This is a genomic window from Ktedonobacter robiniae, assembly GCF_016587375.1.
Taxonomy (GTDB): Bacteria; Chloroflexota; Ktedonobacteria; order Ktedonobacterales; family Ktedonobacteraceae; genus Ktedonobacter; species Ktedonobacter robiniae.
On the sequence record NZ_BNJG01000001.1, the window covers coordinates 1,959,915 to 1,986,913 of the forward strand.

22 protein-coding genes are annotated in these 26,999 nt (G+C 52.0%); 14 read left to right on the forward strand and 8 right to left on the reverse strand.

The features are described from left to right. Nucleotides 1–32: 32 nt before the first annotated feature. Together JMJ04_RS08210 and JMJ04_RS08215 are read left to right on the forward strand one after the other, a co-directional pair. The gene (locus JMJ04_RS08210; protein WP_201370031.1) at nucleotides 33–596 is read left to right on the forward strand and encodes a PadR family transcriptional regulator; all 564 of its coding nucleotides are present in this window, start codon (nucleotides 33–35) and stop codon (nucleotides 594–596) included. A gap of 62 nt (nucleotides 597–658) precedes the next feature. Beyond that, nucleotides 659–1,531, forward strand: a complete 873-nt coding sequence (locus JMJ04_RS08215) for an isoaspartyl peptidase/L-asparaginase family protein (RefSeq protein WP_201370032.1) — start codon at nucleotides 659–661, stop codon at nucleotides 1,529–1,531. Between the two features lie 61 nt (nucleotides 1,532–1,592). Here the strand turns inward: JMJ04_RS08215 and JMJ04_RS08220 are convergent, their stop codons facing one another. After that, the gene (locus JMJ04_RS08220; protein ID WP_201370033.1) at nucleotides 1,593–2,768 is read right to left on the reverse strand and encodes a protein kinase domain-containing protein; all 1,176 of its coding nucleotides are present in this window, start codon (nucleotides 2,766–2,768) and stop codon (nucleotides 1,593–1,595) included. A 140-nt stretch (nucleotides 2,769–2,908) separates the two neighbouring features. Then, on the reverse strand, nucleotides 2,909–3,973 hold the full coding sequence (locus JMJ04_RS08225; RefSeq protein WP_201370034.1) for an ROK family protein: 1,065 nt from the start codon (nucleotides 3,971–3,973) through the stop codon (nucleotides 2,909–2,911). A 420-nt stretch (nucleotides 3,974–4,393) separates the two neighbouring features. Between JMJ04_RS08225 and JMJ04_RS08230 the strand changes: the two genes are divergently transcribed. Further along, the gene (locus JMJ04_RS08230) at nucleotides 4,394–4,891 is read left to right on the forward strand and encodes a hypothetical protein (protein WP_201370035.1); all 498 of its coding nucleotides are present in this window, start codon (nucleotides 4,394–4,396) and stop codon (nucleotides 4,889–4,891) included. A gap of 72 nt (nucleotides 4,892–4,963) precedes the next feature. Here the strand turns inward: JMJ04_RS08230 and JMJ04_RS08235 are convergent, their stop codons facing one another. Then, nucleotides 4,964–6,106, reverse strand: coding sequence for an ABC transporter ATP-binding protein (locus JMJ04_RS08235; protein ID WP_201370036.1), 1,143 nt, complete (start codon nucleotides 6,104–6,106; stop codon nucleotides 4,964–4,966). Between the two features lie 243 nt (nucleotides 6,107–6,349). On the opposite strand from JMJ04_RS08235, the gene JMJ04_RS08240 reads away from it, so the two are divergent. The 6 genes from JMJ04_RS08240 (at nucleotide 6,350) to JMJ04_RS08265 (ending at nucleotide 13,436) form a co-directional block, all read left to right on the forward strand. Further along, nucleotides 6,350–6,763: a winged helix-turn-helix transcriptional regulator gene (locus JMJ04_RS08240; RefSeq protein ID WP_201370037.1), complete on the forward strand. Its 414-nt coding sequence runs from the start codon at nucleotides 6,350–6,352 to the stop codon at nucleotides 6,761–6,763. A gap of 189 nt (nucleotides 6,764–6,952) precedes the next feature. After that, nucleotides 6,953–7,456 carry an HIT family protein gene (locus tag JMJ04_RS08245; RefSeq protein WP_201370038.1) on the forward strand — a complete coding sequence of 168 codons (504 nt, stop codon included), beginning with the start codon at nucleotides 6,953–6,955 and terminating at the stop codon, nucleotides 7,454–7,456. A gap of 382 nt (nucleotides 7,457–7,838) precedes the next feature. After that, nucleotides 7,839–8,969 carry an ABC transporter ATP-binding protein gene (locus JMJ04_RS08250; protein WP_201370039.1) on the forward strand — a complete coding sequence of 377 codons (1,131 nt, stop codon included), beginning with the start codon at nucleotides 7,839–7,841 and terminating at the stop codon, nucleotides 8,967–8,969. Continuing rightward, nucleotides 8,956–9,816 (forward strand): ABC transporter permease, encoded by an 861-nt coding sequence (locus tag JMJ04_RS08255; protein ID WP_201370040.1) that lies wholly within the window; start codon nucleotides 8,956–8,958, stop codon nucleotides 9,814–9,816. Before JMJ04_RS08250 ends, JMJ04_RS08255 begins: the two co-directional genes overlap by 14 nt. 4 nt (nucleotides 9,817–9,820) lie before the next feature. Further along, nucleotides 9,821–10,630 (forward strand): ABC transporter permease, encoded by an 810-nt coding sequence (locus JMJ04_RS08260; protein ID WP_201370041.1) that lies wholly within the window; start codon nucleotides 9,821–9,823, stop codon nucleotides 10,628–10,630. A 565-nt stretch (nucleotides 10,631–11,195) separates the two neighbouring features. Then, entirely contained in the window at nucleotides 11,196–13,436 is a 2,241-nt protein-coding gene (locus JMJ04_RS08265; protein ID WP_201370042.1) for a glycosyltransferase family 39 protein, read from the forward strand. Between the two features lie 239 nt (nucleotides 13,437–13,675). On the opposite strand, the gene JMJ04_RS08270 is transcribed toward JMJ04_RS08265, so the two are convergent. Beyond that, nucleotides 13,676–15,142, reverse strand: coding sequence for an acyltransferase family protein (locus JMJ04_RS08270; protein ID WP_201370043.1), 1,467 nt, complete (start codon nucleotides 15,140–15,142; stop codon nucleotides 13,676–13,678). Nucleotides 15,143–15,772: 630 nt separating this feature from the next. Between JMJ04_RS08270 and JMJ04_RS08275 the strand changes: the two genes are divergently transcribed. The 3 genes from JMJ04_RS08275 (at nucleotide 15,773) to JMJ04_RS08285 (ending at nucleotide 21,400) form a co-directional block, all read left to right on the forward strand. Next, nucleotides 15,773–17,257 carry a hypothetical protein gene (locus JMJ04_RS08275; RefSeq protein ID WP_201370044.1) on the forward strand — a complete coding sequence of 495 codons (1,485 nt, stop codon included), beginning with the start codon at nucleotides 15,773–15,775 and terminating at the stop codon, nucleotides 17,255–17,257. Nucleotides 17,258–17,562: 305 nt separating this feature from the next. After that, nucleotides 17,563–19,470 carry a hypothetical protein gene (locus JMJ04_RS08280; RefSeq protein WP_201370045.1) on the forward strand — a complete coding sequence of 636 codons (1,908 nt, stop codon included), beginning with the start codon at nucleotides 17,563–17,565 and terminating at the stop codon, nucleotides 19,468–19,470. A 19-nt stretch (nucleotides 19,471–19,489) separates the two neighbouring features. Then, the gene (locus JMJ04_RS08285; RefSeq protein ID WP_201370046.1) at nucleotides 19,490–21,400 is read left to right on the forward strand and encodes an ArnT family glycosyltransferase; all 1,911 of its coding nucleotides are present in this window, start codon (nucleotides 19,490–19,492) and stop codon (nucleotides 21,398–21,400) included. Here JMJ04_RS08285 and JMJ04_RS46455 read toward each other — a convergent pair. Then, entirely contained in the window at nucleotides 21,392–21,559 is a 168-nt protein-coding gene (locus JMJ04_RS46455) for a hypothetical protein (RefSeq protein ID WP_236037962.1), read from the reverse strand. The genes JMJ04_RS08285 and JMJ04_RS46455 overlap by 9 nt on opposite strands. A 192-nt stretch (nucleotides 21,560–21,751) precedes the next feature. Here JMJ04_RS46455 and JMJ04_RS08290 point away from each other — a divergent pair, with 192 nt between their 5' ends. Further along, the gene (locus JMJ04_RS08290) at nucleotides 21,752–23,098 is read left to right on the forward strand and encodes a hypothetical protein (protein WP_201370047.1); all 1,347 of its coding nucleotides are present in this window, start codon (nucleotides 21,752–21,754) and stop codon (nucleotides 23,096–23,098) included. Nucleotides 23,099–23,337: 239 nt separating this feature from the next. After that, a complete protein-coding gene (locus tag JMJ04_RS08295; RefSeq protein WP_201370048.1) occupies nucleotides 23,338–24,615 on the forward strand; it encodes a M16 family metallopeptidase in 1,278 nt (425 codons plus the stop codon). Between the two features lie 69 nt (nucleotides 24,616–24,684). On the opposite strand, the gene JMJ04_RS08300 is transcribed toward JMJ04_RS08295, so the two are convergent. The 3 genes from JMJ04_RS08300 to JMJ04_RS08310 all read right to left on the reverse strand — a co-directional run bounded on the left by JMJ04_RS08300 (nucleotide 24,685) and on the right by JMJ04_RS08310 (nucleotide 26,907). Next, nucleotides 24,685–25,602 carry a WD40 repeat domain-containing protein gene (locus JMJ04_RS08300; RefSeq protein ID WP_201370049.1) on the reverse strand — a complete coding sequence of 306 codons (918 nt, stop codon included), beginning with the start codon at nucleotides 25,600–25,602 and terminating at the stop codon, nucleotides 24,685–24,687. Between the two features lie 73 nt (nucleotides 25,603–25,675). Continuing rightward, nucleotides 25,676–26,161, reverse strand: a complete 486-nt coding sequence (gene mog, locus JMJ04_RS08305; RefSeq protein WP_201370050.1) for a molybdopterin adenylyltransferase — start codon at nucleotides 26,159–26,161, stop codon at nucleotides 25,676–25,678. A gap of 95 nt (nucleotides 26,162–26,256) precedes the next feature. Continuing rightward, nucleotides 26,257–26,907: a CpXC domain-containing protein gene (locus JMJ04_RS08310; protein ID WP_201370052.1), complete on the reverse strand. Its 651-nt coding sequence runs from the start codon at nucleotides 26,905–26,907 to the stop codon at nucleotides 26,257–26,259. Nucleotides 26,908–26,999: the final 92 nt, after the last annotated feature.

The following is a 26,999-nucleotide window of genomic DNA, read 5'->3' on the forward strand; positions in this document are numbered from 1 at the left end:
AGCTATTTCTTGTTGGAGGGAGGATGAGACGCATGCAGATCAGTGAGCCGGCGGAATACGCGCTGCTGGGGCTTTTGCAAGCGCGACCAATGCACGGCTATGAAATGTTCCAGGAGTTTGAGCGAGGCACGCTGGGCGAAATTATCCACCTTGAGATGAGCCAGTTATACGCCTTTCTCAAGAAACTGGAGCGCCTGGGATATATCGAGGCCACCGTAAAGGAGCAGGGAAGCCGTCCGCCGCGCAAGGTCTATCACTTGCGCGAGGAGGGGAAGGCGCTCTTTCATACCTGGCTGCTAGAGCCAGTGGAGAAGCCGCGCGATATTCGCATCCACTTTTTGATCAAACTCTATTTTCTGCGGCCATACGCATCCGAGCAGACCATCGCGCTCGTACAACGCCAGGCCGAGGCTTGTGAGCACTTCCTTCAGCACCTGGAGCTGCGCCAGCAGGCCAGCATCGATGATAGGCAGGCCCCAGAACACTTCTTAGCCCATGTAGTACTACGCAGCCGTATCTATCAGACGCGCTCGCTTCTGGCCTGGCTCACGGAATTGACCGCAGAGTTGCAGGATGAGGGCCACCCAAACTCTTGATGGCTTCGTGATAAAATGGATGAGCGTCTAATTATCTTATTTACATATTGGAGATAGCAAGCATGTCAGTAGCAATTGTTGTTCATGGTGGGGCGGGAACCATTAGCCCGGAGCGGATCGGTACCGGTATGGCGGGCTGCAACGAGGCGGCGCAGATCGGAATGCGCATTCTTGAGCAAGGGGGCACGGCCCTGGATGCCGTTGAGGCCGCTGTGCGCGCAATGGAAGATAACCCCAACTTCAACGCAGGCACAGGCTCCTGCCTGACCTCTGAGGGCAATATCGAGATGGATGCCGGCATCATGGAGGGACATACCCTTCAGGTTGGCGCGCTTGCGGGCATTGAACTGGTGAAGAACCCGATTGCCCTGGCACGCCTGGTCCTCCAGAGTCCTCATGCCATGCTGATTGGCCGGGGGGCCAGCCTCTTCGCCGAAGAGCAGGGTATCGCATTCTGCCAGCTTGAAGACCTGCTCACCGAGCGCCAGTATAACAACTGGAAGCGAGCCCAGGCCCAGCATACGACCGAGGCCGAAGATCTTTTCGAGGAGAAAAAGCATGGAACCGTGGGCGCCGTCGCCGTCGACAGCCATGGGCATCTCGCGGCCGCGACCTCCACAGGTGGCATCATCAACAAGCATCCCGGGCGTGTGGGAGACTCGCCCCTGGTCGGATGCGGCTTCTACGCGGACGCAAACGCGGCCATATCCTGCACAGGCTATGGAGAAGACTTCACGCGCCTAACGATCGCCAGGCGTATCGCAGATGCCGTAGGCACAGGCAAGACGGCCCAGGAAGCGGCCGACGAGGTCATCGCCTTCCTGGGAACTCAAACAAAAGAGACTGGGGGCGTCATCGTCGTCGATAAACACGGCAACACTGGTCAAGCCTGGAACAGCGAAAACATGATGTACGGCTCCGCGCAAAACAAATAGGTAGGTACATAAAGAAAAAGCGAGGGGCGCCATCCTGCAGATAGCGCCCCTCGCTTTTTCTTTACTTTAATACCATTTGGGCCAGGAAGTAGCCGATGACAAAAAATAGGGCGAATAGTAGCAGACCCGCGACGATCAAGACTGGCATATTCACGCGGCTGGGAGCCTGTTGGGCTTCGGGATAGGGAAGCGCCTGGTCCGTCATGGGAGACTGGGCGAACTGGGGATCTGCCAGGGCGGCAGCAGCCGGGGGAGCATCCGAAACAGCCAGGGAGCCTGGCTCAGAGCGATAGTTGGAGAGCAGGCCTGGCTGTGAGCGTTCCTGGCGGACCCCAGCAGAGGCTGAGCTTAGCTTGCCAGTGCCAGTAGGCAAGACCTGGTGTGGCTTTAAGACATCCTCTGACTTGAAGGTGGACACGGGTTCATAGGGTTCCAGGGCGTCGGCAATCGCTTTAAGTTCGCTATAGAGGGCATCTGGGGTCACGATATTTTGAGGATGCTGGCGAATGAGCGTCCGGGCAATCACATCGCAGACCTCAGGCGGCACATTGCGGTGGAAACGCAGGCGGCCATCAGTGGGCGGCTCAACGGAGGTCGCGCCCTGAGGTCGGCCTGAGAGCAACTGGTAGAGCAGGATACCAACCGCGCGTGTGTCATCTGCAAGCCGATTCTCGCTCATCTGTCCCCAGGGGGTCTCGGCATCGAGCAGGGCAACTCCATCGGCCCCTACAATGCTCCAGGCATTAAAGTAAGCCATGTCAGGAGGAGAGGCAAAATTGCTTAAGCGCACACTGCCACGACGATCACGTAAAATAGTGGCGGGCGTCAGATCTCCATGACAGACTTTGCGTGAAGAGGTATTGGCGTACATGAGTGCCTGGCAGATCTGGCGACCGAGGTCAGCAATTTGGTAGATAGATGGCTGAGCCTGGAGCAGCGTAGCAAAATCATCGCCGTCCACATATTCCTGCACAATATAGAGGCCATCAGCTTCAGGAATCACATCATACACACCAATGATATTAGGATGTGAGAACTGAGATGTCAGTCGGAGCGAGGCCCGATATGTGGGAATCTGTTCAGCGGGAGCAACCTTGACTGCAACCACACGCTGCAATACCTGGTCGAATCCTTGATAAACAGCACAGACCTGGCCCTGCTTCACCAGACGTTGCAGCAGGTAGCGCCTTTGTATGACTCGACCTGTTTCTACCATAAGCCCCTCGAGATTCTGCATTATTCCTTACGATCTTATTCCGAAACCCAACATCACTGGCGTGCCTAGCGCTTCCCCCATTCGGGGACCACCTAACCCCCATTCGGGGGCAAGCGGTGGCATGGCAAGCGCGCTCATGGTTTTCGGATCAGAAGTACATGTCATAAATCCTGGAGAGCCAGTGTGACAGCTCCAACCAGGCTGGCATCCACTCCTAGATGCCCTTGCACGACCTTTAGATCCTGGCACACCTCGGGCAGACACAACTGGTGTATCTGCTGCTCCACGGGTTTCACGAGGAGATCGCCAGCCTGGGCGACCGATCCTCCCAGGATAATCATACTCGGATTGACTAAATGCACGATATTAGCAAGTGCGATGCCAAGTGAGGTATGCACATCTGATACGACGCGCTGTGCAACCTGGTCGCCCTCATCGGCCAGTTGAAAGACCTGGGCAACCGTCAGGCGCTCCGCCCAGTCATGTGAGAGGCGCATAATCGCGGCATGCGTCTCTGTCACCTCAACCGAGAGGCCAAGCGTGGTACTGATAATCGCTCGCGCCGACGCGATGGCTTCAAGATGCCCATAACCACCACAGGAGCAACGGGGACCCTGCTCTTTCACCAGCATATGGCCAATCTCTCCGGCCATTGAGTTCACCCCGTGATAAATTTTCCCGTTAATGATCAGTCCCCCGCCGATACCTCGCCCCAGGCCAACATAGAGTATCACACGCTCGCCAATACCAGCCCCACGATGATACTCAGCCAGGGCCGCGGCATTTGCGTTATTATCAATAATACAAGGAGCATCAAAGCGCTCAGTGAAATAATCCTGAAGCGGAAAATCGTTCCACCCATGAGCGTGATACAGCCTTCGCACCATGCCACGCGAAGCATCTACCAACCCTCCGACCGCAATCCCTACACGTAAGATGCGTCCGTCCACAAGGCGCTCAGGCGAGGTGACCTCGGCTAGCATCGCCTCCAGTTGCTGCAAGACAGTCGCACTATCAGGAACGACCTCCAGTGGGCGGCTGATACGGAAGAGAATGTCTCCATCCAAATTGGCTAATGCTACCGATTGGCGCAGACCACTACTGCTAATCTCGATGCCTACGACATAGCCATGAGTGGCAAGCAGTTTGTCTGTAACGCGCTGTGGATGTACCAGCCCTGTGGAAAAAGATCCGGTTGGCATATCGGAAGAGTGCTGTATAGACACGGCGGTTCTCCCTTTCACGCGACCCTTCGCCCACGCGCCTAACGATTTTCCCGAGAAAGATCTTATTCCGAAACCTCCCCATTCGGGAACACGGCAACGTCGCTCTCGCGACTAGCGCTCCCCCCTTCGGGGGCACGCGCGCTCAGGGTTTTCGGATAAGCAGTAAGCGACGCAGGGCGGTCTTCTTTAAGGCCCCTTGTGACTGATTAATACAGGTGCTACCGGGCAACAAGGCATACTACCCTACCGGGACAACGTGTTCAGTATATCATACTGGTCGGGCAACGCAAAGGTGCTAGGATGCCTGTCCCAGTTTTGGCATGTTGCATTGTTTTCGCCCTATTGTTACAATACCTGTTACTACTATACTGCGTTAACATACGTCCGCCTATATTTATAAATTTATGGGAGCAGTTTTCCATGGCATCATCTCCTGCCTCCTCCAAGCAGGTCTTCATAGGACCCGGCCTGAGCCGCTTTAAGCTCGTTGTGACTGTCATAGGCATTATTGCTATTACAGCTTTAGTGCTCTGGATCGCTATTCATCAGGGCGCATCGGTACTAGCCAGCACCATCATCGCCATCCTGTTTATCCTGGGCTTCGCAATCTACCTGCGCATCGTCGCCCCCATTCCCTTTACCATCGCGCTCGAGCCAGATGCCCTGGTCAGACGCAATAAAAGTGGCGAGGACGTTATCATTCCCTGGGAGAACCTGACCAAAATCAAAGAGGAGTTTTTTCCCAATGGCAAGCGCATCAGCGTCATCGCCTACCGCAAGGTGACCGAGCCTGGCATGAAGGCCAAGGCCTGGGCGGTCTACCGCGACGATGTTACCGACCTCGATGGCCTGGCTGAGGCCCTCAAGCAGAATCATCCCGATACCTGCCAGTGGGAAAGCGAAACCGTTCACGAGTAGTTAATGTTTTGGCTATGTATGATGAGTGCTGGCAGCCGCAGGCTGCCAGCACTCATCATACATAGCCAAAACTTACATATACGCGTGGGCGGCGGAGGCTTTGAAGGAGGCGTAGATCTCCTGGCCCTCGTGCAGGTTCAGGCGCGCGGCGGAGGAGGCCGTGATCTCAGCCGTTAGGGGGATGGGCGCGGACGCCACACCGTCGACGGCCATACTGACACGGACGCGCCCCTCAGAGGGTGAGGGCAGATGGAGCAGTTGCACGATGCGCCCCTTGCAACTATTGCGCGCCGAACTCTCGGGGGGACCAGGGTGCAACGTGATGTCACGCGGCTCCACCACGACATAAATCTCGCTCTCGCTCGGAGGCACTCCCTGGCGCTCCTCAAACATGACTGTCAAATCCAATGCTGGCTGAGATTGCGCGATACGCACCACACAAGAGTCGTCGTCCTCGGTACGCAGCAGGCGACCATGTAGAAAGTTCATGCCAACCAGCTCGGCCACATAGGCTGAGCGCGGCTGCTGCGCCAGGTCAAGCTGCGACCCCTGCTGCAAAACCTGCCCCTGGTCCAGCACCAGGATATGCTGACCAAAAACCAGCGCATCCACATACTGGTGCGTCACAAAGACCGTCGTAATACCCGTCTCAGTCAAGATACGGCGTAGTTCCTGGCGTACCTCGCGCCTCGTCTGTACGTCCAGGGCAGAGAGCGGCTCATCCAGTAGCAGTAGCTGAGGCTGTAGAACCAGGGCGCGTGCCAGCGCCACGCGCTGCTGCTGTCCCCCCGAGAGTTGGGCAGGATAACGCTGGGCATAGCCCTCCAGATGTACCTGTGCCAGTGCCTCAGTAACCCGCAAGCGTATGCGCGAGCGCGCCTCTGCCTGCGCTCGTAAACCAAAGGCAATGTTCTCAAAGACCGTCAGGTGCGGAAAGAGCATATACTCCTGGAAGACATAGCCAAAGGGGCGCGCCTGGGGCGGTAACGCCAAGCCACGCTTGCTATCGTAGTAAACCTGCTTATCGAGGATGATATGGCCTGCCTGAGGCTGCAAGAGGCCCGCCAGTAAACGCAGAACGGTGCTTTTCCCCGCGCCACTCTCTCCAAGCAGCACCGTCGTTGTTCCCTGCGGCACGGCGAAGCTTACATCCAGCGTAAAGGTATCCAGTTGTGTTGAAAGGGAGACATCCAGCATACCGCTAGTGTAGCACAAATCCCCCTACCAGGCTCACGAGCTGGCCTTATAGGAGAACCTTCGCGCCTGCGACACTCAGGGAAGTGACCACTATATAACAAAAGTATGAGGGCAGAAAAAAGCTTTTCACTTACTTTTTAGCTGTATCCATCCTTGCCTTAGAGAATAAAACATGGTATACTTACAAGTAATTCTAAACAGGCGCTTTTTATCCCTATTGGTACAATCAAGGTACCTGTGAAATGGCAGGTAGGTGAATCCATGGCTACAAAGCCTACAACCTCAACAACATCAGCGCAAGACTCACCAGCGCGCATGTGTCCTCGCTATGAGCACGCGGTTCAGATACTTGGCAAACGCTGGACAGGTCTCTTATTGAACACGCTCCTTGATGGCCCGTGTCGCTTTGGTGAGCTGACCACAGTCGTCGAAGGTCTCTCTGACCGCGTATTGAGTGACCGCTTACGCGAATTGGAGAGCGAGGGCATCGTTAAACGCGTTGTTTACCCCCAAATTCCTGTGCGCGTCGAGTATCAGCTCACGGAGAAAGGGCATGCCCTTAAACCGGTCGTTGATGCGATCCATCTATGGGCCGAAGACTGGATTCCACTGCGTACAGAAGCAGAAGGCTGTCCCGCCCTGGAAGAACAACCGGAAGAGTCCACACAAATGTAGCCGCGAAAACGTGTTTTCGCGGCACGTTTCTTTCCCCTCTCCAACACCTACAGCATCCACTCCCAGACATAGCAGGCTTCGCTGTGATGTGATACTCTCTAATAGCAACTCGGCGTCTGCGACGCCTCCCACGTCGTGGCGCATCCACACTAAAGCGTCATCACTTATGCACTGTAGAGGATGTTGTTTATGGAAAATTTATGGGCGCCATGGCGCATGGCCTTTATTCAACCCCAAACTCCACCCAAGCCCGGCTGCATCTTCTGTACTCAGCCAGCCGAAGGGCGCGACGAGGAATATCATATCCTTCAGCGCGGCGAGCACTGCTTTGTAATGCTCAATCTCTATCCCTATAGCAATGGACACCTGATGGTCGCGCCCTACCAGCATATCGGCGCACTAGAGGAGCTTGACGCCGCGACGCTGGCCGAGATGATGGCCCTGGCTCAACTCGCCATCAAGGCCCTGCGCCTGGCTATGAACCCCGATGGCTTTAATATGGGTTTTAACCAGGGGAAGGTCGCGGGCGCGGGCTTCGCGGAACATATTCACTTCCATGTCGTTCCGCGCTGGAACGGCGACACCAACTTTATGCCTGTCCTGGCCGACATCAAGGTCATGCCTGAACACATCGATACCGTCTACCAGCAACTCAAAGAGGCCCTGGCCAAAGTCCAGAACAACCAGGAATAGAAAGCCTATTTGACAAGACGCGTATTTTACCTGTACAATTCCTCTATGTTATACGCGCGTTTATAGAAGCAACTTCTTTATCGTGAAGTTGCTTCCTGTAATTATCATTTGAGACTGAAAGGGCTACGATAACCACCATGCAGGCGAAGAACATATGGTTTACCACTACCATACTTGCCTCCACTACCCAATGTTATTCCCACGTGGAATATCCTCGGGTAAGGTGTCGTTGTCCTCTAGCTCATTCTCCATCAGTAAGCTTACCGTTACAACGTAGCTGTCAATAGACAGAGTAAAAAAAGAGAGAGGCGCAGGCGACACACCTGCGCCTCTCTCTTTTTTTACTCTGGATCTACTTTTCTCAGGCAAAGGAGGGGTATGTATGCCAATCATCGAAGTGGAACAATTAGCCAAGACCTTCAGGAGTCGGGAGCGGGCCTCGGGTCTCGCTCAGAGCCTCCAATCGTTTGTGGCGCCGCGTTATCGGACACGTGAGGCCGTGAAGCATATTAGCTTTGCCCTTGAAGCGGGTGAAGTGCTGGCCTTTATTGGTCCCAATGGAGCTGGTAAAAGCACGACCATTAAGATGCTGACCGGTATTCTCCACCCTACGGCAGGCAGGACACAGGTGCTTGGGTTCACCCCCTGGCAACAGCGGAGACAATTGGCTTACCACATTTCCAGTGTATTTGGGCAGAAATCACAGTTGTGGTATCACCTTCCACCACAAGACACCTTCAATCTTCTGGCACGCATCTATGAGTTGGATATGGCTGAGTACCGCAAGCGACGAGACTTTCTGATCGAGGTCTTTGACATTGCTGACTATATTCACACGCCAGCACGGAAATTGAGTCTAGGTGAGCGCATGCGTTGTGAATTGGCGGCAGCCTTTCTGCATAAGCCACGTATCGTCTTTCTGGATGAGCCAACGATTGGCCTGGATGTCATTGCCAAGCAGCGCATTCGAGACCTCATAGGTCTGCTGAATGTGGAGGAAGGTGTGACCGTGTTTCTCACCTCACATGACGCTGGCGATGTCGAACAGGTCTGCCGCCGGGCAGTGGTCATCAATCATGGAGAGATCATCCTGGATGAATCGGTGGCGATTCTGAAGCGCGATTACCTGAAAGCGAAGACCATTGAGCTGCAACTGGCTGAGAATGTTGAGAGTCTGATCGCTAGCGATCATGATCCTCAATCCCGGTTGCAAATGAAGTTAGCTACGCCCGCATTCGCCCAGGAAGGCATCCAGGTTTTAAAGGCGCAAGGGCATAGTCTCACGCTCGAAGTCGATACTGCCCGCTGCCTACTAGAGCCGGTCATTGCAAGCATTATGCAGCAACAACATATTCTGGATATGACCATTTCGGACCCGCCGATGGAGAAAATTATCGCCTCGATCTATGGGGAACAGAGGGAGGAAACAAGCAGTACCACTCACACCCAGGTTGAAGAGGTCGTACAGCAGCAAGCAGGAGCGGAAAGGGAACTACTCCATGAAGATGTATAGCGAGAGGGAGCCAGCAGGGGGAATCGTTGAGCGCATCCAGAGGCGAGGCCGCCTCTCTACCCTCAAATACCTGGCTGTCTTACGGGTGAGTATCTTAAATAACCTGGCATACATCATGGAGGTCTTCTTTCGCGCATTATTGCTGGTCGTGCTGGTCTTCGTTCTCACCCAACTCTGGAAAACGACCTTTGCCCTGCGTGGAACCAGCGTCCTGAGCGGTTTTAGTATCGCGGATATGATCTGGTATCTCGTCGCGGGTGAGGCCATTGCCCTGAGTTTACCCGCCTTAACCAGGCGCATTGATCAAGAGGTCCGTTCTGGACAACTGGCCTACCTGCTGGGGCGTCCCAGCAGTTACGTGCTTTACAATTATGCTCACTACCTGGGGGAGCGCCTGGTTCGTCTGCTGATGAATGCGTTGATAGGAGCGGTGCTGGCTTTTATTATGGCCGGTCCTCCCCATTTCACCTGGCAAGGAGCGCTGGCCTGGCCGCTTGTCGCCTTCCTCGCGCTCAGCATTGACTTCGTCATGCACTTTAGCATCGGTTTAATGGCGTTCTGGAGCGAGGAAACACAATCGTTTTCACTCATATTGAGTCGGCTCACTCTAGTACTGGGAGGCGTACTGGCGCCGCTTGAGATCTTTCCCCAGCCATTACGCAGTATCGCTCAGGTCTTACCATTTAGCACCATTCTCTATGGGCCATCGCGCACCCTGGTACATTTTGAAACCGCTCGCTTTACAGGCTTGCTCGTGCAACAATTCGCGACATTGGGAGTGGGAATAATTATTATGCTGAGCATTTATCATGCTGCGGTGCGTCGCGTCAACATCAATGGAGGGTAGAAACATGGCTATGAGCTGGCTTAAACGTTGCATTTCTGAGGTCCGCTTGATCCATGCCTATACCATCGCGAATACGCAAGCGGCGCTCGAATATCGTTCCGCCTTTATTGTACAGGTCGTTGCTATGCTCGCAAACGACTCGCTCTGGCTCTTCTTCTGGTGGAACTACTTTCAACAATTTCCTCTCGTAAATGGGTGGCAAGGGAGCGATATTGTCATTTTATGGGCCGTCTCGGCCTGTGGATTTGGCATCAGTGTCGCCATATTTGGCAATGCCCGCCAGATTTCGGCTCTGGTGATGAATGGAGGTCTGGATGCGTACCTGGGGATGCCTCGCTATGCACTGATCCATGTATGTATTGCCGCGACTGATCCGACTGCATGGGGAGATATCATCTTTGCCATTGGCGCCTACCTGCTCTTAGTGCGACCAGACATAGGTCATATCGGACTCTTTATCCTCCTTGTATTGCTGGTCTCACTCATTTATACCGCTTTTCTGGTGTTGCTTAACTCACTTGCATTTTTCCTCGGCAACACCGAAGGGATGGCTCAGCAACTGTTTGGCGCCCTGATCTCATTTAGCACATACCCGATGGATATCTTCAACGGATTTGTGCGCGTGCTGCTCTTCACCATTCTGCCTGCTGGTTTTGTCTCGTTTGTGCCATTACAGCTCCTTCGCCATTTTTCATGGTCACTATTGGGCATCCTTATCAGTGCAGTAGCCATATTCATCCTGGCTGCCGCTGGACTGTTCGAAGCTGGCTTACGCCGCTATGAAAGTGGAAATTTGATGGGCTCACAAATGTAGTTAAGCGAGAGAGAGTGGAGCGTGCTGGCAGCCCTCGGGCTGCCAGCACGCTCCACTCTCTTTACCCTGGAAGAGATGTGCCAGGATTGCTTTTCTGCGCTATCATTGCTAGAGGTAATCTGCTACTCCAATGCGTTAAGCATAGCAGCCAACACTTTGATTGTTTCGATTGTGTTCCACTCCAAAGCCCTCCATCGGCTGGAGGGTGTTTGAGAGCCTCCGCGCTTATGATGCTATAATGCCCTATTGCATTAGAGTACTGCCAATAAAGATCGACCAATGGACCGGCGTCGGTCCTAGTCCCTTCGCGCTACTCTACCACCGTTTTGTTGCTCTGATAGCTATGACCGCTTTTTGAGCTCTCACACCAATCCAAAATGATTTTTTGGTGAAGTAGACATTCATCCTACCTTAGTAATCACTACAGAAGATAGTTCGTTCTGTATTTAATGACTAGAGAAGCGAGCTTCCTCTTTTTTCAAATCGGCTAAACACCACTACTACCCTGAAGAGATTGGCGACAAGAGTGGAATGTAAATAACAGAGAGAAGGTAATTTTGGAATCATGGATGCAATTGATACAACTGACCTTACGAAGAGAGAGCAGGTACAAAGGCCAGAACCATCATTCTGGTCACTCGCCAGGCATACTATTTCTTCCTGGTTATTGACGTGGGAAATTTATCCCATCATCCTGGTTGCTGCATTTCTGCGCTTTTATCGACTTCCACTCACAGAGCTTGATGCAGACCAGGCGATACTCTTTAGTATGCCTCGCGAGGCCTTTTTGCATGGCCTTATTCCGGCAACCGGTACCGTTTCCTCCATTAAAATGGTGAATCCGCCAGGCTATATCTATTTCTTAATGCCTATTGCTGCCTTCATATCCAACCCACTTGCCGGTGCTTTTTTTACAGCCTTGCTGAATGTTCTCGCTGTTTTTCTCGTCTATATTTTTACGCGTCGTTATTATGGGCGCCTGGCAGGTACCGTTGCAGCACTCCTTTATGCAACTACAGTTCAGGATATTATATTTAGCCGTTTTATCTGGCAGCCTAACTTATTCCCGTTTTTTACCATAATATTTATGCTGGCTCTTTTCTGGGGAGCAGTTGAGCGCCGTCCCGGCTGGCTTCTGCCAGCGCTTCTCTTACTGGGATGTATGCTTCAGTTGCATACCACAGCTATCTATATGGCCATCCCTCTCGCCATAGCTCTGCTCCTGGCCTATAAAAATGTGCGTTGGCGCGATCTGATCCTCGGTAGCCTGCTCATTTTATTGATGTTTTCAACGTATTTTATCTGGTTAGCTGCCACGCACTTTGCCGATCTTAAATTTTTACTAGCAGTTTCCGGTGGACAGGCACACGTTGATACACAGGGGTTAGTTCAGTACCTTAGTTTTCTCATTCCCTATATATCAACACCGGACACCCCACAAAGTCTCCTGCCTCATCTTGTTCCTTTCCTGCGTTGGGGAAAATTGGCAGTGTACATCGTAATATCTGGAGGATTTTTCGTAGCGGTTTTAGGACTATTGGGCTGGAAGCATATTCAGCTTATGCCTTATTCACACTTTCCCACAGAGGAAACTCATGATGTTGCCAGAACCTCTCTGTGGCAGAAAGCCCTGTATTGGTGGAATACACTAGCGGCCTCTCCTCAACGTCGTAGCCTACTTCTACTTCTGGCCTGGCAGATTCCTCCTCTGGTGCTGTTCTCGCGCCATTCCATTGATCTTCAACCGCAATACGTTATGGTTTTGCTGCCAGGGTCGTTCATCCTTATCGGCTTATTCTTCAGCCAGATAGTTTCCTGGTGTGGAATGCTTAAAGAGCTGAGCAAACTTCTGCGTTTTGCGACTCTCGTGCTCTCCATTGTACTGATACTTACACAACTTATAGGTTCTTGTACATGGCTTTTTGACGAGGCGCATGGGTATCATTATCATGGTAACGCATACAATACGTTGCAAGATGTAGAAGGAGCTGTCAATACCGCTGATCAGCTTGCTCAAGCTCGCCATTTGCATCATGTTTATATTATTGCTGGAAGTGACCTTACCTATTTTCCACTGCACTATCTGGCCAGCGAGATGAAAACGCCGACGACTCTTCTCAGCGATCCCTACAGTACCTGGAAATATCTGCAAGGGCAGGTGTACGCCCCCCCGTCCAGTACTGCTCATTGCCTGATTTTACCCTCGCCCTCTCAGGGACCCGCGGTCATGCTCCTAGAGCCAAATGATCTGCTTGATATTGCGTTGCTTACTCATTTCACAGCGGCAACCCTGGTAAGTGAGCCAACTCGTCTGGGAGGTCAACCTTTTCGTATCTATGTAGTGCAACCACTCCCTGCCACGTCTGGCAGCCAGGTCTCGTTCACGCATGCCCTAGCTTTATCTACTAAAAGTCCGGGCACCATTGTGGAAAACCAGCTCAATCTGTTAGAGACACGCTGGACGAACCTAAAAAATTTACCGGCAAAATATGGTACTACATACAATTATCATTTCGTGGAGCATGCTTCTGGCAATGGTACAGATGGCGCAACCAGCACAGTGGATTGTAACTTTACCAGCCTGACTCCCGGTGAGGAACTGCTGGTACCTTTCAATCTCCCGGCAGGCAACTCTGCTCAGCCTGTATCGCTTTCTATTAGTGGCTCGACCCGTGTTACCAGTCATATAACTCTGCAATACGGACCATTAGACTTCCAATCGATTCTCGATCAACGTTCCGTATTAGCTCCATTTCAATCCTCTTCCGGTGGAGGAGACATCGTTGTTCAGAGCCAGGTCCCTTAGTAGCCTCTCATGTTTCTCAAGCTGTATTTGATGAGGCTCCGGATCATTTAACACAAGCGATAGCATGAGGTGAGAGCCCGTCGAGTTTTTTCGATCTCACTGAAGGGTTAATATAACAAAAGGTGGAAGAATAGACCACTGAGGTGCAGAGAATACGCCCAAATCTAGCTTACCCTTGTTTTCCGTTTCTTGCACCTCAGATCCTGGAGTTAGCGGCGTAGGGACAGTGGCAGGAATGGTTAAGGGATTTCTACCTCTACTGGTGAGGATATTCTTTTCTGAGCTGATGTTTCACCTTGAGCAGGTACATGTCCAGAAGAAACGGCCAGCCTTTTCTTTTTCACATTTCCAATCCACTGGATTAGCAACTCTCCTACACGCATGCCTGGCATTTCAATCCAGCGATAAAGGGTCAATGAGATGGGGATAATTACGAAGAGAATCCAGGCTACTGTACCCATATAGGCAATGCTTTTTCCCCATCCCCGTAATTGAGGAAGGATAGCATCCATATACAAGAGGAGCAGCGGAAGGTGCCACATATATAAACTGAAAGAGATCAGGCCTATCCATCGTAAAACCGGTAACTCAAGCGGTCGTTTGAGACGATCTGTTCCATACAACATGGCATAAAGGCAGAAGCCGTAGGCGATAGAATAGCTGATTGGTTGCCACATCTGCCAGGCTAATTCGAAGGCCTGAGGCTCCCCGTAGTTGAACATCTGGCTGCCAGAAGGATCGAGCCTGAGATTGATGTAATAAAGATGCAAGAAGGAGAGGATACCTAAGAAGCCTAAACCTGTTAGTAATATCCAGGGACTCCAGCGCTGAAATTGTACTCGCCAAACATCTCCTTGAGAAGCATTTTGCGTATAAATATAGAGCATTGCCAAGAGCATGCCTACTGCAAAGGATTCAAAATACTTACCCGTGTCGTCTCCATACACAAATGGTTTTATCTGAAGAAAGAGATTCTGAGCAAAGTTTACTGTTCCTGTACTGGGAATTGACAATCCCCAATAGCGTGTGAGCAATCCCCAAGTTAACATAAGAAGCAGGCAGCAAGTTAACTTAATCATGCGCCAGGAGAGAGTACCCCTACGAACAAAGAGGCAAAATACTCCCGCAATCAGCGGCAAAAGCATATAAAACTGAAATTCAATTGCTAATGTCCAAAATGGTCCATTTACTTGTTGTGAAAGTGCGTCGTCCATACGAAATGTGAGTAAAGCCCACAAGTCGGCCCAGTGTCCAGAATGGAAGTAATTGGAATGAAAAAAGAGGAGGATTAAAAATAATGCAACAAAGTATCCTGGAACAATACGGAAAATGCGGCGAAGGTAAAAACGCAAGATAGATGGCCATGATTCATCAAATAAAAGCGCTCTGGCAAAGGGGAGAAATAAAAGGAACCCGGAAAGGAGGAAAAAAAGGATTACCCCCGATTCGCCAAAATAGTATAGGGAAGCAAACAAGTTTTGAAGGGTGCCTCCTGTTGGGTTCCAGACACCACTTATGCGAAGGCGCAAATGCATATGATAAGAAAGCACTGCAAGGCAGGCAATTGCTCGTATCCCATCTAACACCAGCAAGTGGTGTTTTGGTTTGCTCACCTCTAAGGAAGCGGTTACCTTCTGGTTATAACTCTCCGCTTTTCTTCGTAGATAAGAGTACATTCGTCCAGAAGACGCAGATGTTGCGTCCATTTTTTATCCTTCCAGAATAAAGTCGGCTAACGCAGCCAATGAACTAATGTATGCAAATAAATCATTACAGCGATGATTATCCCCGCGAGCCTCTCAAGAAGAAAATATCTCGCTTACTAAACAGCATTTTGAGGGTATAAAAACACTGTATAAAAAACAACGGATCAGTAAATGGAAAAATGAGCGTCTAGCCTATATGGGTAAAGGTTCTGCTAGGACTCAGAAGAGGGCTTGGCTGAGAAGCCATTCATAGAGATACAGTTGTAAGAAGCCAACCTCTTGACGAGGAGCGATCCATGAGGCGCTAAAAAACGCGGTGTGTTGGGGGATGGTTTAGTACTCTGAGAATATTTCATGAGCCTTTTCTCTGGCAAGAAAACTTGTACGTCAGGTTAGTACTACTTTGGTGGTTTCTAAAAGATGGTCTTTGTAGCGAGCACCAAATATTGCCGTAATACTCAGCTTGGCAACTTGGTTCCAAGCTCCCATCTACAAAACTAACAGTGTAGTATTAGCTATACTAGTGATAGTTATAAAAATTTTGTAACTACTCAGCTCTTTCCTGAGTAGTAGTTATAAAATTGAAAAATATATTGCATGGACATATTACCGAATAGGAGTGAAATTTATATGCTAGGTAATTTTCAGAGGATGAACAAAAATTTTCAATCTTCTTCCGAGAACGATGTTGGAGCAGAAGATACAGAGGTAAGGATTCCAGTGCTACAGCCCATAAAGGATATGGATGGGTTGACTGACAAAAAAAACTCTACTTTTGTAAAAGCAGTTATAGAGACAAGTCTGATTGTTGTATGTCTGATAGCTCTTTTTCTGCTTCTTCCACGGGATGCTGGAGCTGATGGTTTGGTTCGCTATCAAGGTCTTTTGCAGATTGTTATGCAACATAAGATACCTGATATAAGGTATTCTCTTATTGGTCCATCTTTTGCGCTGCCTCTTGTATGGATTGGTAGAAAGCTTGGCAATCCGTATGGCTGGACGATTTCTTATAATCAGATCTTATTTTCCTTTACCTTGCTGGTCAGCTTTTTTCTACTACGTAAGCGCATAGACCGCGCGCTTTTGCGTAAATTCTATCTTCTTCTGATCATTGGGTCGATGTTTACAGCGCACCTGGCGTTTTTCTATGGCGAAGTATTTACCGCACTCCTGGTTGGGTTTGGGGTTTTGATAGCTAGCTTGCGTTCTGATCTACCTGTAGCGTGGCTGGCTGTCGCTCTAGGTGTTGCTAATACTCCTGCAACGCTGGGGGGATTGGTGCTACTTGTGCTCAAAAAGGTATTTGACAACAAGCGTTTGCGTTACGCGCTGGTGTTCCTTGGAGGCCTGGCGTTGATTGGTTTGGTTAACTGGCTTCAGCATGGCAATCCTCTAAATGGGGGATATACTGACGATCACGGAATTAAAACCATCATGCCTTACTCTAGTCTGCCCGGCTTCAGCTATCCTTTCGTCTTTGGCGTGCTTTCCCTCACACTCTCTTTTGGCAAAGGACTGCTTTTTTTTGCACCTGGCCTCCTTTTACCTGTACGCAAAACGCTGTTGCGCTGGCAGCAGCAAAAACAGGTGCTGCTCTACCAGGTGTACACGCTCTGGATTGCTTTTATTATTGGATTAGTACTGGTTTACGCACGCTGGTGGGCCTGGTCTGGTGCCATATTCTGGGGACCACGTTTTCTGCTTTTTGCATCTATTCCAGCTTCGTTCGCTCTGGCTATACGCATACATGATCGTAAAGAGGCATCACTGGCGGTAAACTTCTTAACGCTCGTGATATTTGTGTTTTCGGTTTGGGTCTGTATAGATGGCGCGGTTTATCAGTGGGCAGCGGCCTGGCATATGCCTTCAGTGTGTACACAAAATAACTACAATCTGGAGATGATGTGCTACTATATTCCTGAGTTTAGTGCCCTCTGGCTGCCATTTACTCAGCACTATGTGCTGAATATTCAGCAGAAACTTTTTCTGGGAATTATTCTTGTTACCGCCACATATATTGCTTTCCCTCTATTCTTGCAAACTGTATGGCAATCGTGGAACTTCCTCAAGAAATATGGTAAGGAGCATTTCACACCCACAATCTGGCGTATTTGACACTGGCGCGTTTTTAGAAAACTGGCAGTGGAGTTTCGCTGTTGGGGATGTCGGCTGTCGCAGAGGCTGGAGTGGTACGCACTACATAGAGAGAATGCCAGCCAGCTTCTAGAGGAGGTTGGCGTTCTGCAAAGAGTATGTCACTTTTTGCAAGGATACATAAAAGGCAAGCTTTTCAAAGAAATTACCAAATTTGCTATAGGCAGAGTTTTTATGAGATTTTCCTCTCCTCTATACGTCATAAATCAGTGAAAGTTAATGAAGTTTAGACCATTATTATTGAAATAGTGAATGGTTTTTTGCGTATGAGTATTAAAACAGGAAATGTTGCCAAACCTGCAATCCCTAACCAGCGAGAGCAGCCCGCAACATCTGAACAATCTCGTTGGCAGCGTATGCTCTTTTCACCACTCTGGCTCTGTCTACTTTTAGCATTGGTTGTGCGCATCTGGCTGATTATGCGTTCGCAGGGCATGATTGACGGTGATGAAGTGTTGGTTGGCATCCAGGCAGAGCATATTTTACATGGTGATTTTTCGATCTATTTCTATGGGCAGCCCTACATGGGCAGCCTGGAAGCCTATCTGTCAGCTATTTTCGTCGCCATCATGGGTCCTTCCGTATGGTCATTGCGAGCTGAAGCCATTGTCCTTTCGCTAGTTCTGGTCAGTCTCACCTGGTGGTTTGCCTCACTTCTCGCTGAAGCTGCGCGATTACCTCTCTCTATCAAGAGATACTTTACAACTGTCGCTACACTGGTGGCCGCAATACCCCCTCTCTATGATGGGGTTATAGAGCTACGCTCCTGGGGCGGCTGGATTGAAATATATATACTTATACTGCTGCTCCTCATTTCGGCATTTCGCTTGACAAGTCGTTGGAGCGAAGGAGCCTCTAACCGCGAACTGGCCTTACGTTGGGTCGGGATCGGTTTTATTGTAGGACTGGGTTTCTGGGTCTATCCGTTAATTGTCTCTGCTGTCGTGGCAGCTGCCCTCTGGATACTGGGCTATGCTGTCATGCTCATGTATCGCAATTATCAGCAACCCCACCAGGAAGCTCGACAAGTGTTGGGTATACTGCTGAGTACACTGAAGAAGCTTCTGCTGGCGCTTTTTGCCATCCCTGCTGCTCTCTTTGGCTTTACCCCTGCTCTGATCTGGGGCGCTCAGCATAACTGGGAAAATATCACTTATATTTTGAATCTGGGTGGCGGTATCCTGCAACGCCGGGGAACTATTATTCGTGTGGCAAAAGCCTATGTCACCTGTATCTCACCACGTGTTGTCAGTGGCGCGTTTCCCGCTGAATCGAGTAGTCTCGCAGCCTTGCACCTTCCGCTCTTGATCCTGGGAATGATCTGTATTTTTGGCTCATTCGCTCTGTTGCTGGCCTCATTCCTCTGGAAAGAGCCTCTGCTGGCGCAGGCGCGGAGTCTGGCCGCACTACCCCTACTTTTTGGCACATGGACGGCTATTAGCTTCGCTACAGGCAAGAATTCGGTCTACGCCCTGATCTCATGCAACTATGACCCGGTTGGGCGCTATGCCACGCCTCTGGCACTGGTCCTTCCTTTCCTTTATGCCACTGTTTTCGTATTCATTCTCCAATTCTTCTTCCAGCTACGAACTCGCCGTGCTGCTCAGAATGGCGCTCCCGTTGACCTCCAGCCACCTTCACACTCACGCGCCTGGCTTTTTCCGGGCCTGCTATTTGGTCTGTTCTTCTGTAGCCTAGTGCTACAGGTATTCACTTATCAGCAAACCAATATGGTTAGTGCCTTTGAATCACCCTATTGCCACGAGGCACCCGTCAGTGATGAGCCGATTGTGCATTATCTAGAAAACCAGCATATCCATTACGCCTGGTCGACCAATTGGATCGCCTATCGCATTGTTTATGAGACAAATAGCCAGGTCATTGTAGCAGATGCTATGCCATTTATACCACCAGTAGTTAATTATGATCGTATTCCAGCTAACGATCAAGCCGTGCGTCATGCTGATCGGCCCAGCCTGATCGTTTTTGTCTGGAAAAAGGATTCCCATCCACCGCTGCTGAGTGCGCTGGATGCAGCGGGCGTCACCTATAAAGCGGCCCGGTTCTCGGCGGTTTCTGACACAGATATTCTGGTGGTAACGCCGCTCAACCGCACAGTCTCACCTTTTGAATCAAAAGCTATCTCAAGCAATTTCGCAAGCTGTAGCTACTAAAAGCTGGAAGGAAAGATGGATGTCTGCAACGGATACAAACTTTGCGGTGGATGTGTCAGCAAGGAAAACAAAAACTCCGCCGCTATTCACTCATACCACTAATTCCTCTGGAGTCTGGCGAGAACGCATCTTTTCTCTGCTCTGGCCCTGTCTGTTAGTCGCGCTGGGACTGCGCATTTTCCTGGTAGTGCATACCCATGGTGTAATTGATGGGGATGAGGCACTGGTAGGTATCCAGGCCCAACGTATTCTGCATGGTGATTTTCCGGTTTATTTCTATGGGCAGGCCTACATGGGTAGCCTGGAAGCTTACCTGATTGCTATCCTTTTCGCGCTCTTCGGCCCCTCTGTCTGGGCTATGCGTGCCGAACCAATCCTGCTTTCCATGGGGGTGGTCTGGCTGACCTGGAGGTTGGCCGGAATATTGACTGAGGCCAGCGCTCTCTCCCAGACGGTGCGCCGTGTCTTTATGACTGTTGCGGCTCTATGCGCCGCGGTTCCGCCACTTTATGATGGGATTATTGAGGGGCGAACCTATGGCGGATTTATCGAGATGCTGGTTGTAATTCTACTGCTTTTGATCTCTACAATACGTCTTACTCGCCGCTGGTTTGGAGGCGCCCCACGTAGAGAATTGGCGTGGCGCTGGGCAGGACTTGGTTTTCTTATTGGCCTGGGTTTCTGGATTTATCCTTTGATCATCTCATCTGTGCTCGCCATTGCACTCTGGATTCTGGGTGCCTGTGCGCTGGCGATGTGGCGGCGCAGACAAAGCGGAACAGACACGGCACGCACATGGTGGCAGCCAGCCCGTGAGTTGCTTCTGGCGCTTTGGGGTATTCCAACCGGTCTGATAGGTATGGCGCCGGCTCTTGGCTGGGGTGCCACGCACCAATGGATGAATATTTCCTATGTGTTTAGCCTTGGAGGGCATGAAACACTGCACCAGAAGCTCTCCGACGTTGAAAGGCTCACTGAATCCTATGAAACCTGTGTAGGACCACGAGTGATAGGCGGCGGTATTCCTTATGAGTCTTCTCTGGCAGCTAATATTCATACATATATACTTTTAGTTGAAGTTGTCTGTATTATAATAACGCTCCTTATGTTTGGATTCTCTTTTATTCGACCAACCTTGCGCGCCGTTGTGGTACGCCAGCTTGCAGGTCTGCCTATGCTTTTCGCTGCCTGCACAGTTTTTCTTTTCTGTATCAGTTCAGCCTCGAAATCTATTTTTATAGGAGGGTGCGCGGCCGACAATGCTGGACGCTATGCCGCGCCTGTGATGCTGGCTCTGCCATTCTTCTTAGCCACCGCTTTTACGCTGGTCTGGACCTTCCTGGCTTCCAGGAAGACACCTGCTGATTTTACAGAGAAACAGATAACCCGGGTTCCTCATCGAGCTTTGGCGCTTGCGGCACAGTCCCTGCTCGTGCTATTTCTGCTTGGTTTGTTAGGTGCACAGGTAGCCACCTATCAACTGGCGGATCCAGCTGAGACGTACCAATCTAACTACTGTCTCGCGGATCCGACTGATAACGGCCCTGTTCTCGCGTATCTACAAGAGCAGCATATTCGGTACTTCTGGGCAAGTAATATGTTGGCTTACCCGCTGGTTTTCAAGAGTGGTCTCACCATTATGGGTGCTGATCCATTACCGCTGATCCAACCTACAATCGCAATTGATCGCATTCCATCCTACACAGATGCGGTCTTGCATGCAGATCGTCCCAGTATGCTTTTCATAGTTCCACACGACCAGATTCAGCCAAGGATTCTTCAGGTGCTTGACAGTCTGAATGTGACCTATCGTGTGGCCCGGTTTCCTTCTCAACCTGGCTATGATGTATTGGTTGTTATTCCACTAAACCGCTCGGTTTCGCCGCTGGAGTCGCCAGAACTCGATCTGTTCTACTGCGTCTCACACTAATTTCCTGGCAATATTGTCCGGTACCATCCCCCGCGCTCGCATCTCATCGGCGAGCAAGCACCGGCGCGTCCCTTGCGGAAAGCTGCCGGTGCGGCGAAGATCGAAGGTGGAAACGCTGGGGAATGTTGCGCTGCAAGAAGCACAAATGGATTTGGACATAGAAGAACCTCCTGGCACAGGTTGCCTACACTGTAGAAATTCTGACCGGTTTTTCGTAGGTAGGCCCTCGCAATACAGGGAGAAAACCTTGGGCTTTCTACAGTCTGGAAGAGATGTGCCAGGATTGCTTTTCTGCGCTATCATTGCTAGAGGCACACTACTTTCAACACAAGACACGAGGAAGCCAGGCGTATGTACCAGTTACCCGAACACGAATTTGATGATAAGACAATAGAAGTCAGCGATCTGCCAGGCGCGGAGAAGCAAGGCGGAGTGCATAGGCTCTGGCTTGGATCACGCCTGACATGCAAGCAGAAGCGGCAGCGTCTTTTCTGGACAAGCGCACTTATCGTCCTGGCGCTGCTTGGTCTTCTGGCAAGCCTGGCTCCAGTACGCGTGCTTATTGGCGAGAGTTTCTCGGGGAGCAACACTCCTGGCCCCAATGCGCGCAATCTGTATTTTGTGCAACTCTTGCCCGGCTGGGGACGGCTCAGCGTTGATGGTAAGCAATATAGCCCCTTGCCGACAGTCCTCAATGAGCAACCCATACACCTGGCCAGTGGAATCCATACACTCACCTGGGAGGGCGAGCCCTTTGCACCTCTCACCTGCCAGCTTACCGTGCCGGGCGCCAGCAGCGTGCCTCCAGCCAGGGGGCAGGCCTGCCTCACCAGCAGTGCCAACACGGCTCAGTACAAAGCCAGTGTCATTAGTTTTCCGCGCGCCGTCAATCTGACAAGCCTTCCAGGCGATGAGCAGACGAACCTCAAGCAAGCGGTCCAGGACTTTCTGGACAAACAAGGTAGCAGCGAGTATGTGCAGCCCGACGAACAATATAAGCTGGACTATGATGCTCAAGAGACCTTCACCGCGCGCCAGCGTATCCAGGCAACGCAGAGCTTTCTCCTGGATACCGATACGCAACGGCCAGGCGCCTGTGATGGACCAACCGTCGGCCCAGGCTGTACACTGCAACAACAAGACTGCCGCCTCTTCTGCACGGTCCCGGTAGGCAATAATCATCAAGCGAATAGTCAGCATTACTGGGACACCTTCGTTGTGGTACGTGAGCATTGGAGCTTTCAGGGAGACAATACCAACCAGCAATCGCGCGCCAATCACCAGACCCTGGTCCTGCTCCGTATTAGCAGGGTCAAAGATAGCTGGCAGATCGCGTTTCTCCCCCAGGGGTATAGTGGCTTTAATAATCCCGCCTGTACCCTCACAATGGGAACGATCTTTGGCAATGCCCGCTATCGACAGATTACCCAGAAGCAGCAGGACGCTGACTGGCAGTTTGCTACAGGCGAGAGGGCGGCTCGTGGTTGCCTGGCCGCGGCGCAGTTTTATATCAACTATTCCCGGACCTCGACCCAGAGCGAGCTGAGCAACGCCGACGCCTATCTCTTAACACGCTTCAACATCCTGCTTGCTGGAAACGCCAAAGCGCACGAGATCTGGCCTGACCTGCCCCTCGTCAGCTTGGAGGCGCGCCAGGCCACCGACGAGATTGCCCAACACCCTAAGATCATTTCATAGGGTAGAGAGTATTGACGAGGTGTGCAGGCACATGCCTGCACACCTCGTCAATACTCTCTACCCTATAAGCACCGCAGGCGCGAAAGCTCATTTGACAATTAATCCACAGCAGGTCTATCATGCTAGTAATATGTCCTTTTGCCTGTTGAAGAGAGAAGGCACAAACAGTACATCTTTCGGAGGCGAGGCGCTTCACATGTAGTGGGGGTGGCGCAGCCGAATTGTGAAAGGAGCATTCAATGTCAGAGAGCCAGAATAATGGCGCTGTGTTTCATACGCACCGGCTGAGCAATGGTCTACAGATCGTGGGCCAGCCCATGCCAGACTTTGAATCGGTGGCAATCGCCTATTATGTCCGCACCGGCTCACGCGATGAGTACGATCCAAAGGTCGCGGGTGTCTCGCACTTCCTGGAGCACATGGTCTTTAAGGGGACCCAACACCTGGACTGGCAGGAGATCACGCTGGAATTCAATAAAATCGGAGCAGAGATCAACGCCTTTACCTCCCACGAAGCGACTGTGTACTACGCTCGTGTGCTCGGCGAGTACCTGGATCGCGCCATGGAGCTACTGAGCGACATGATGTATCCACGCCTGGACGAGAACGATTTCAATATGGAGAAAGAGGTCATCGTCAACGAGATCGCTCGCTCAGAGGATCAGCCCTATAACCTGACCTATCGTCGCATGATGCAGACGTATTTCGGGGAGCATCCCCTTGGCCACGATGTCCTGGGCACACGCGAGAGCATTCGCGGGATGCACATTGAGCAGATGCGCGAGTACTGGCAGCGGCGCTACGCGGCCAATAACCTGGTCCTCACCGTCGCCGGGAATTTTGATTGGGATCACCTGGTCGAAATGGCCGAGAAGCACTGCTCAGGCTGGCGCACAGGCGATGCCAGCCGTGACGCGACCCACTATGAACCAGCGCAACCCATCAATAATATCGTGGTCGATCCCAAGCTGAAGCAGCAGATCATGATCCTGGCCATGCCCACCGTTGACGTCAAACACCCCGACTACTACGCAGCCATGCTGGGTGGTAGCATCCTGGGCGATAGCGATGGCTCGCGCCTCTTCTGGAACATCTACCAGCGCGGCCTGGCCGAGTCGGCCAGCGCGGGCATCTGGTCCATGGAGGGCACCGGAATTATGATCATGGAGTCCAACACGACTCCTGATAGCGCCCCCCGCGTGCTCAAGATGCTCCGCGATGAGCTAAACAGCCTGCTGGCAGACGGCGTCCACGAGGACGAGCTACGGCGCGCCAAGGATAAGCTGATCAGCAGCATCGTCATCAGCAATGAGTCCACCTTCGTCCGTATGCGGGCCCTGGCCAGCGATTGGGTCATCGAGGGCCGCCTGCTAAGCGTCGAAGAGGAGATTGAGCGCATCGAGAAGGTCACGCCAGAGGACGTCATGCGCGCCCTGCGCAGCTTCCCCCTGCGGGAGAAACAGGTGCTCACCGCGCTTGGTCCCCTGAACGAAGAGGAACTGCTGGCCGAAGTTTAGTAGGTACTGACTGTGAGTATGGTGCAGTAGCCGCTACTTGCGTACGCGGCTACTGCACCATACTCACAGTCAGTACCAGAGATAAATATCAGAGGCGCTGGCCGAGGCCAGGCATGTGCCGTCGGGCGACCAGGCCAGGGCTCTTATCCAGGCGCGATGCTCGGTAAAGGTATGCAGCGTCGCGCCTGGTTGGGTCGCGAACGGCTCATAGACATTCACCAACTTGTCCTCGCCCGCGCTAGCAAGTCGCTCGCCGCCTGGCGACCAGGCCAGCGTTTTAATGGGACGCGTATGCATGGGCAGGACACACGGCTCAATGATTGCCGGGGCCGGAGCAGGCTGATGGCCGATTCCTGGCACGCTCCAGATATGCACCTCCGCATCCTCCCCAGCCGAGGCCAGGTAGCCATGAGCAGGCGACCAGTCAAGCGCATAGACTGGGCCACTATGGCCGCGATAGATGAACACGGGCACTCCATCCGGCGCCGACCAGACATGCACGCTGCCATCAAAGCTGGCCGAGGCCAGATAGCCTCCATCTGGCGACCAGCCAAGCGAGAAGATGCGATATTGAGCGGTATATGTTGTGAGTAGCTTCCCCGACGTGGCTGACCAGACCTGCACCGTATTATCCCCAAAGTCACCACCAGAGGCCAGGTAACGCCCATCTGGCGACCAGACCAGGCAGCGCGTAAAGCGCCGATGTCCACGATAGATTAGCTGGGGTTTGTCGGATCCTGTCGCCACATCCCAGAGAAAAACCGGGCCAGCGGTCGAGCCAGCCGCGAAGTAGCGCCCATCCGGCGACCAGGCCAGGGAGAGGAAACAGGTGGCCGAGGGTTCATGATAGGTATATTGAAGCCGCCCCGAGGTGAAATGCCAGAGATGCACCTTGCTGTCACGGCCAGCGGAGGCCAGGAATTCACCTGTAGGAGACCAGGCCACAGCAAAGATATTATCGCTGTGAGCATCGAGCAATGTATGCATATGGCCTCCATTTATCATTGTAGGTGAGCTATGGATTGGCGGCCGAAGGCTGCCAATCCATAGCTCACCTACTTTAATGTTCCTTTGGGCCTTCGATGAGCAGGTTGATGGCATGGGGCAGGACGGGCAGGATATATTCCAGGCATTCTTTGACGGCCTTGGGGCTTCCTGGAAGGTTGATGATGAGCGAGTTGCCACGCACGCCTGCCACGCCTCGGGAGAGCATCGCCATAGGCGTATATTGCAGGCTGTTGAAGCGCATGGCTTCGGCGATGCCGGGAGCCTCGCGCTCGATAACGTCAAGTGTGGCCTCGGGGGTGACGTCTCGTGGCGCCAGGCCAGTCCCGCCGGTCGTCAAGATAAGGTTCAGGCGTTTCTCATCGGACCACTCGCGCAACAGGGCTGAAATCTGGTCACGCTCATCTGGCACGATTGCGCCCGCTTGAATAAGCGCCTCTGGGAGCTGCGTCACCAGGGAACGGATTCGCGCCCCGCTCAGATCCTCCCGCTGCCCATGCGAGGCACCATCGCTGATCGTCAGTACACCAATGGTAATCATGGTATTTATCCTACTCTATCCTGTAAAAACATAATTGATGGTGTGGATGACGAGGCAAAGCCTCGTCATCCACACCATCAATTATGTTTTTATGATTACCCTCCAGGGGCGAGTTCGCGCATAAGGGCACCGATCTGACGCCGTGAGCCATAGAGCCAGACAACGTATTCGTCGGGGAGACTCTCCACCTCCACGCTACAGTCCATCTCGCTGGCAAGCTTGCGCGCGATACTGTAAAACTGGCCGCGCTCCGCATCATTCCGGCTCTGAGTGCTCAGTGCGAGCTTACCCAAACGCTCTTCCGGCGCGAGTACTCCACTGATAAGTTCTGAGAGCTGATCCAGGCCAAAGACCACCTGCAATGGGGGCAGGTCCTGGGCCTGGCGAGGGGAGAGCGTCGCGATATGATCACCAGCCCCATCGGCTCTATCACGAGCCACGAGCAGCGCCTCGACGTTCTCATAGGCCGAGCGCAGATTCTCTAAGATGAGCAGCCGCGCCTCCTGAGGAGCATCGCCACGTGGATGGACATAGGCCAACAAATTGTGGGCCGGGTCTGAATATATGAAAGGCGTCGAGATAGCCGCTTTCAGTCCACAATTGGGGCAGACGGAGACGTTGAGCAGGCCCGCGAGCACGGTATAGCGGAGACCGGCGTCTTTAGCGACGTTGACATACTCGTATATTGAACTGGAAAACACTTCGCCACAGGGGCAAGTGAAAGTGTGTGTTGTTGAACGAGACATATGTGTTAGGTTCTGTTTCTCACTTCTCGCGCCTGCGGCGCTAGTTATATTGTGTGATATGGTTTGGCAGCCGAAGGCTGCCAAACCATATC

Bases quoted from the DNA above. Each gene is read 5' to 3' on its own strand.
- JMJ04_RS08210 (WP_201370031.1), top strand. From the start codon at position 33: ATGCAGATCAGTGAGCCGGCGGAATACGCGCTGCTGGGGCTTTTGCAA.
- JMJ04_RS08215 (WP_201370032.1), top strand. From the start codon at position 659: ATGTCAGTAGCAATTGTTGTTCATGGTGGGGCGGGAACCATTAGCCCG.
- JMJ04_RS08220 (WP_201370033.1), bottom strand. From the start codon at position 2,768: ATGCAGAATCTCGAGGGGCTTATGGTAGAAACAGGTCGAGTCATACAA.
- JMJ04_RS08230 (WP_201370035.1), top strand. From the start codon at position 4,394: ATGGCATCATCTCCTGCCTCCTCCAAGCAGGTCTTCATAGGACCCGGC.
- JMJ04_RS08240 (WP_201370037.1), top strand. From the start codon at position 6,350: ATGGCTACAAAGCCTACAACCTCAACAACATCAGCGCAAGACTCACCA.
- JMJ04_RS08245 (WP_201370038.1), top strand. From the start codon at position 6,953: ATGGAAAATTTATGGGCGCCATGGCGCATGGCCTTTATTCAACCCCAA.
- JMJ04_RS08250 (WP_201370039.1), top strand. From the start codon at position 7,839: ATGCCAATCATCGAAGTGGAACAATTAGCCAAGACCTTCAGGAGTCGG.
- JMJ04_RS08255 (WP_201370040.1), top strand. From the start codon at position 8,956: ATGAAGATGTATAGCGAGAGGGAGCCAGCAGGGGGAATCGTTGAGCGC.
- JMJ04_RS08260 (WP_201370041.1), top strand. From the start codon at position 9,821: ATGGCTATGAGCTGGCTTAAACGTTGCATTTCTGAGGTCCGCTTGATC.
- JMJ04_RS08265 (WP_201370042.1), top strand. From the start codon at position 11,196: ATGGATGCAATTGATACAACTGACCTTACGAAGAGAGAGCAGGTACAA.
- JMJ04_RS08270 (WP_201370043.1), bottom strand. From the start codon at position 15,142: ATGGACGCAACATCTGCGTCTTCTGGACGAATGTACTCTTATCTACGA.
- JMJ04_RS08275 (WP_201370044.1), top strand. From the start codon at position 15,773: ATGCTAGGTAATTTTCAGAGGATGAACAAAAATTTTCAATCTTCTTCC.
- JMJ04_RS08280 (WP_201370045.1), top strand. From the start codon at position 17,563: ATGAGTATTAAAACAGGAAATGTTGCCAAACCTGCAATCCCTAACCAG.
- JMJ04_RS08285 (WP_201370046.1), top strand. From the start codon at position 19,490: ATGTCTGCAACGGATACAAACTTTGCGGTGGATGTGTCAGCAAGGAAA.
- JMJ04_RS46455 (WP_236037962.1), bottom strand. From the start codon at position 21,559: ATGTCCAAATCCATTTGTGCTTCTTGCAGCGCAACATTCCCCAGCGTT.
- JMJ04_RS08290 (WP_201370047.1), top strand. From the start codon at position 21,752: ATGTACCAGTTACCCGAACACGAATTTGATGATAAGACAATAGAAGTC.
- JMJ04_RS08295 (WP_201370048.1), top strand. From the start codon at position 23,338: ATGTCAGAGAGCCAGAATAATGGCGCTGTGTTTCATACGCACCGGCTG.
- JMJ04_RS08300 (WP_201370049.1), bottom strand. From the start codon at position 25,602: ATGCATACATTGCTCGATGCTCACAGCGATAATATCTTTGCTGTGGCC.
- mog (WP_201370050.1), bottom strand. From the start codon at position 26,161: ATGATTACCATTGGTGTACTGACGATCAGCGATGGTGCCTCGCATGGG.
- JMJ04_RS08310 (WP_201370052.1), bottom strand. From the start codon at position 26,907: ATGTCTCGTTCAACAACACACACTTTCACTTGCCCCTGTGGCGAAGTG.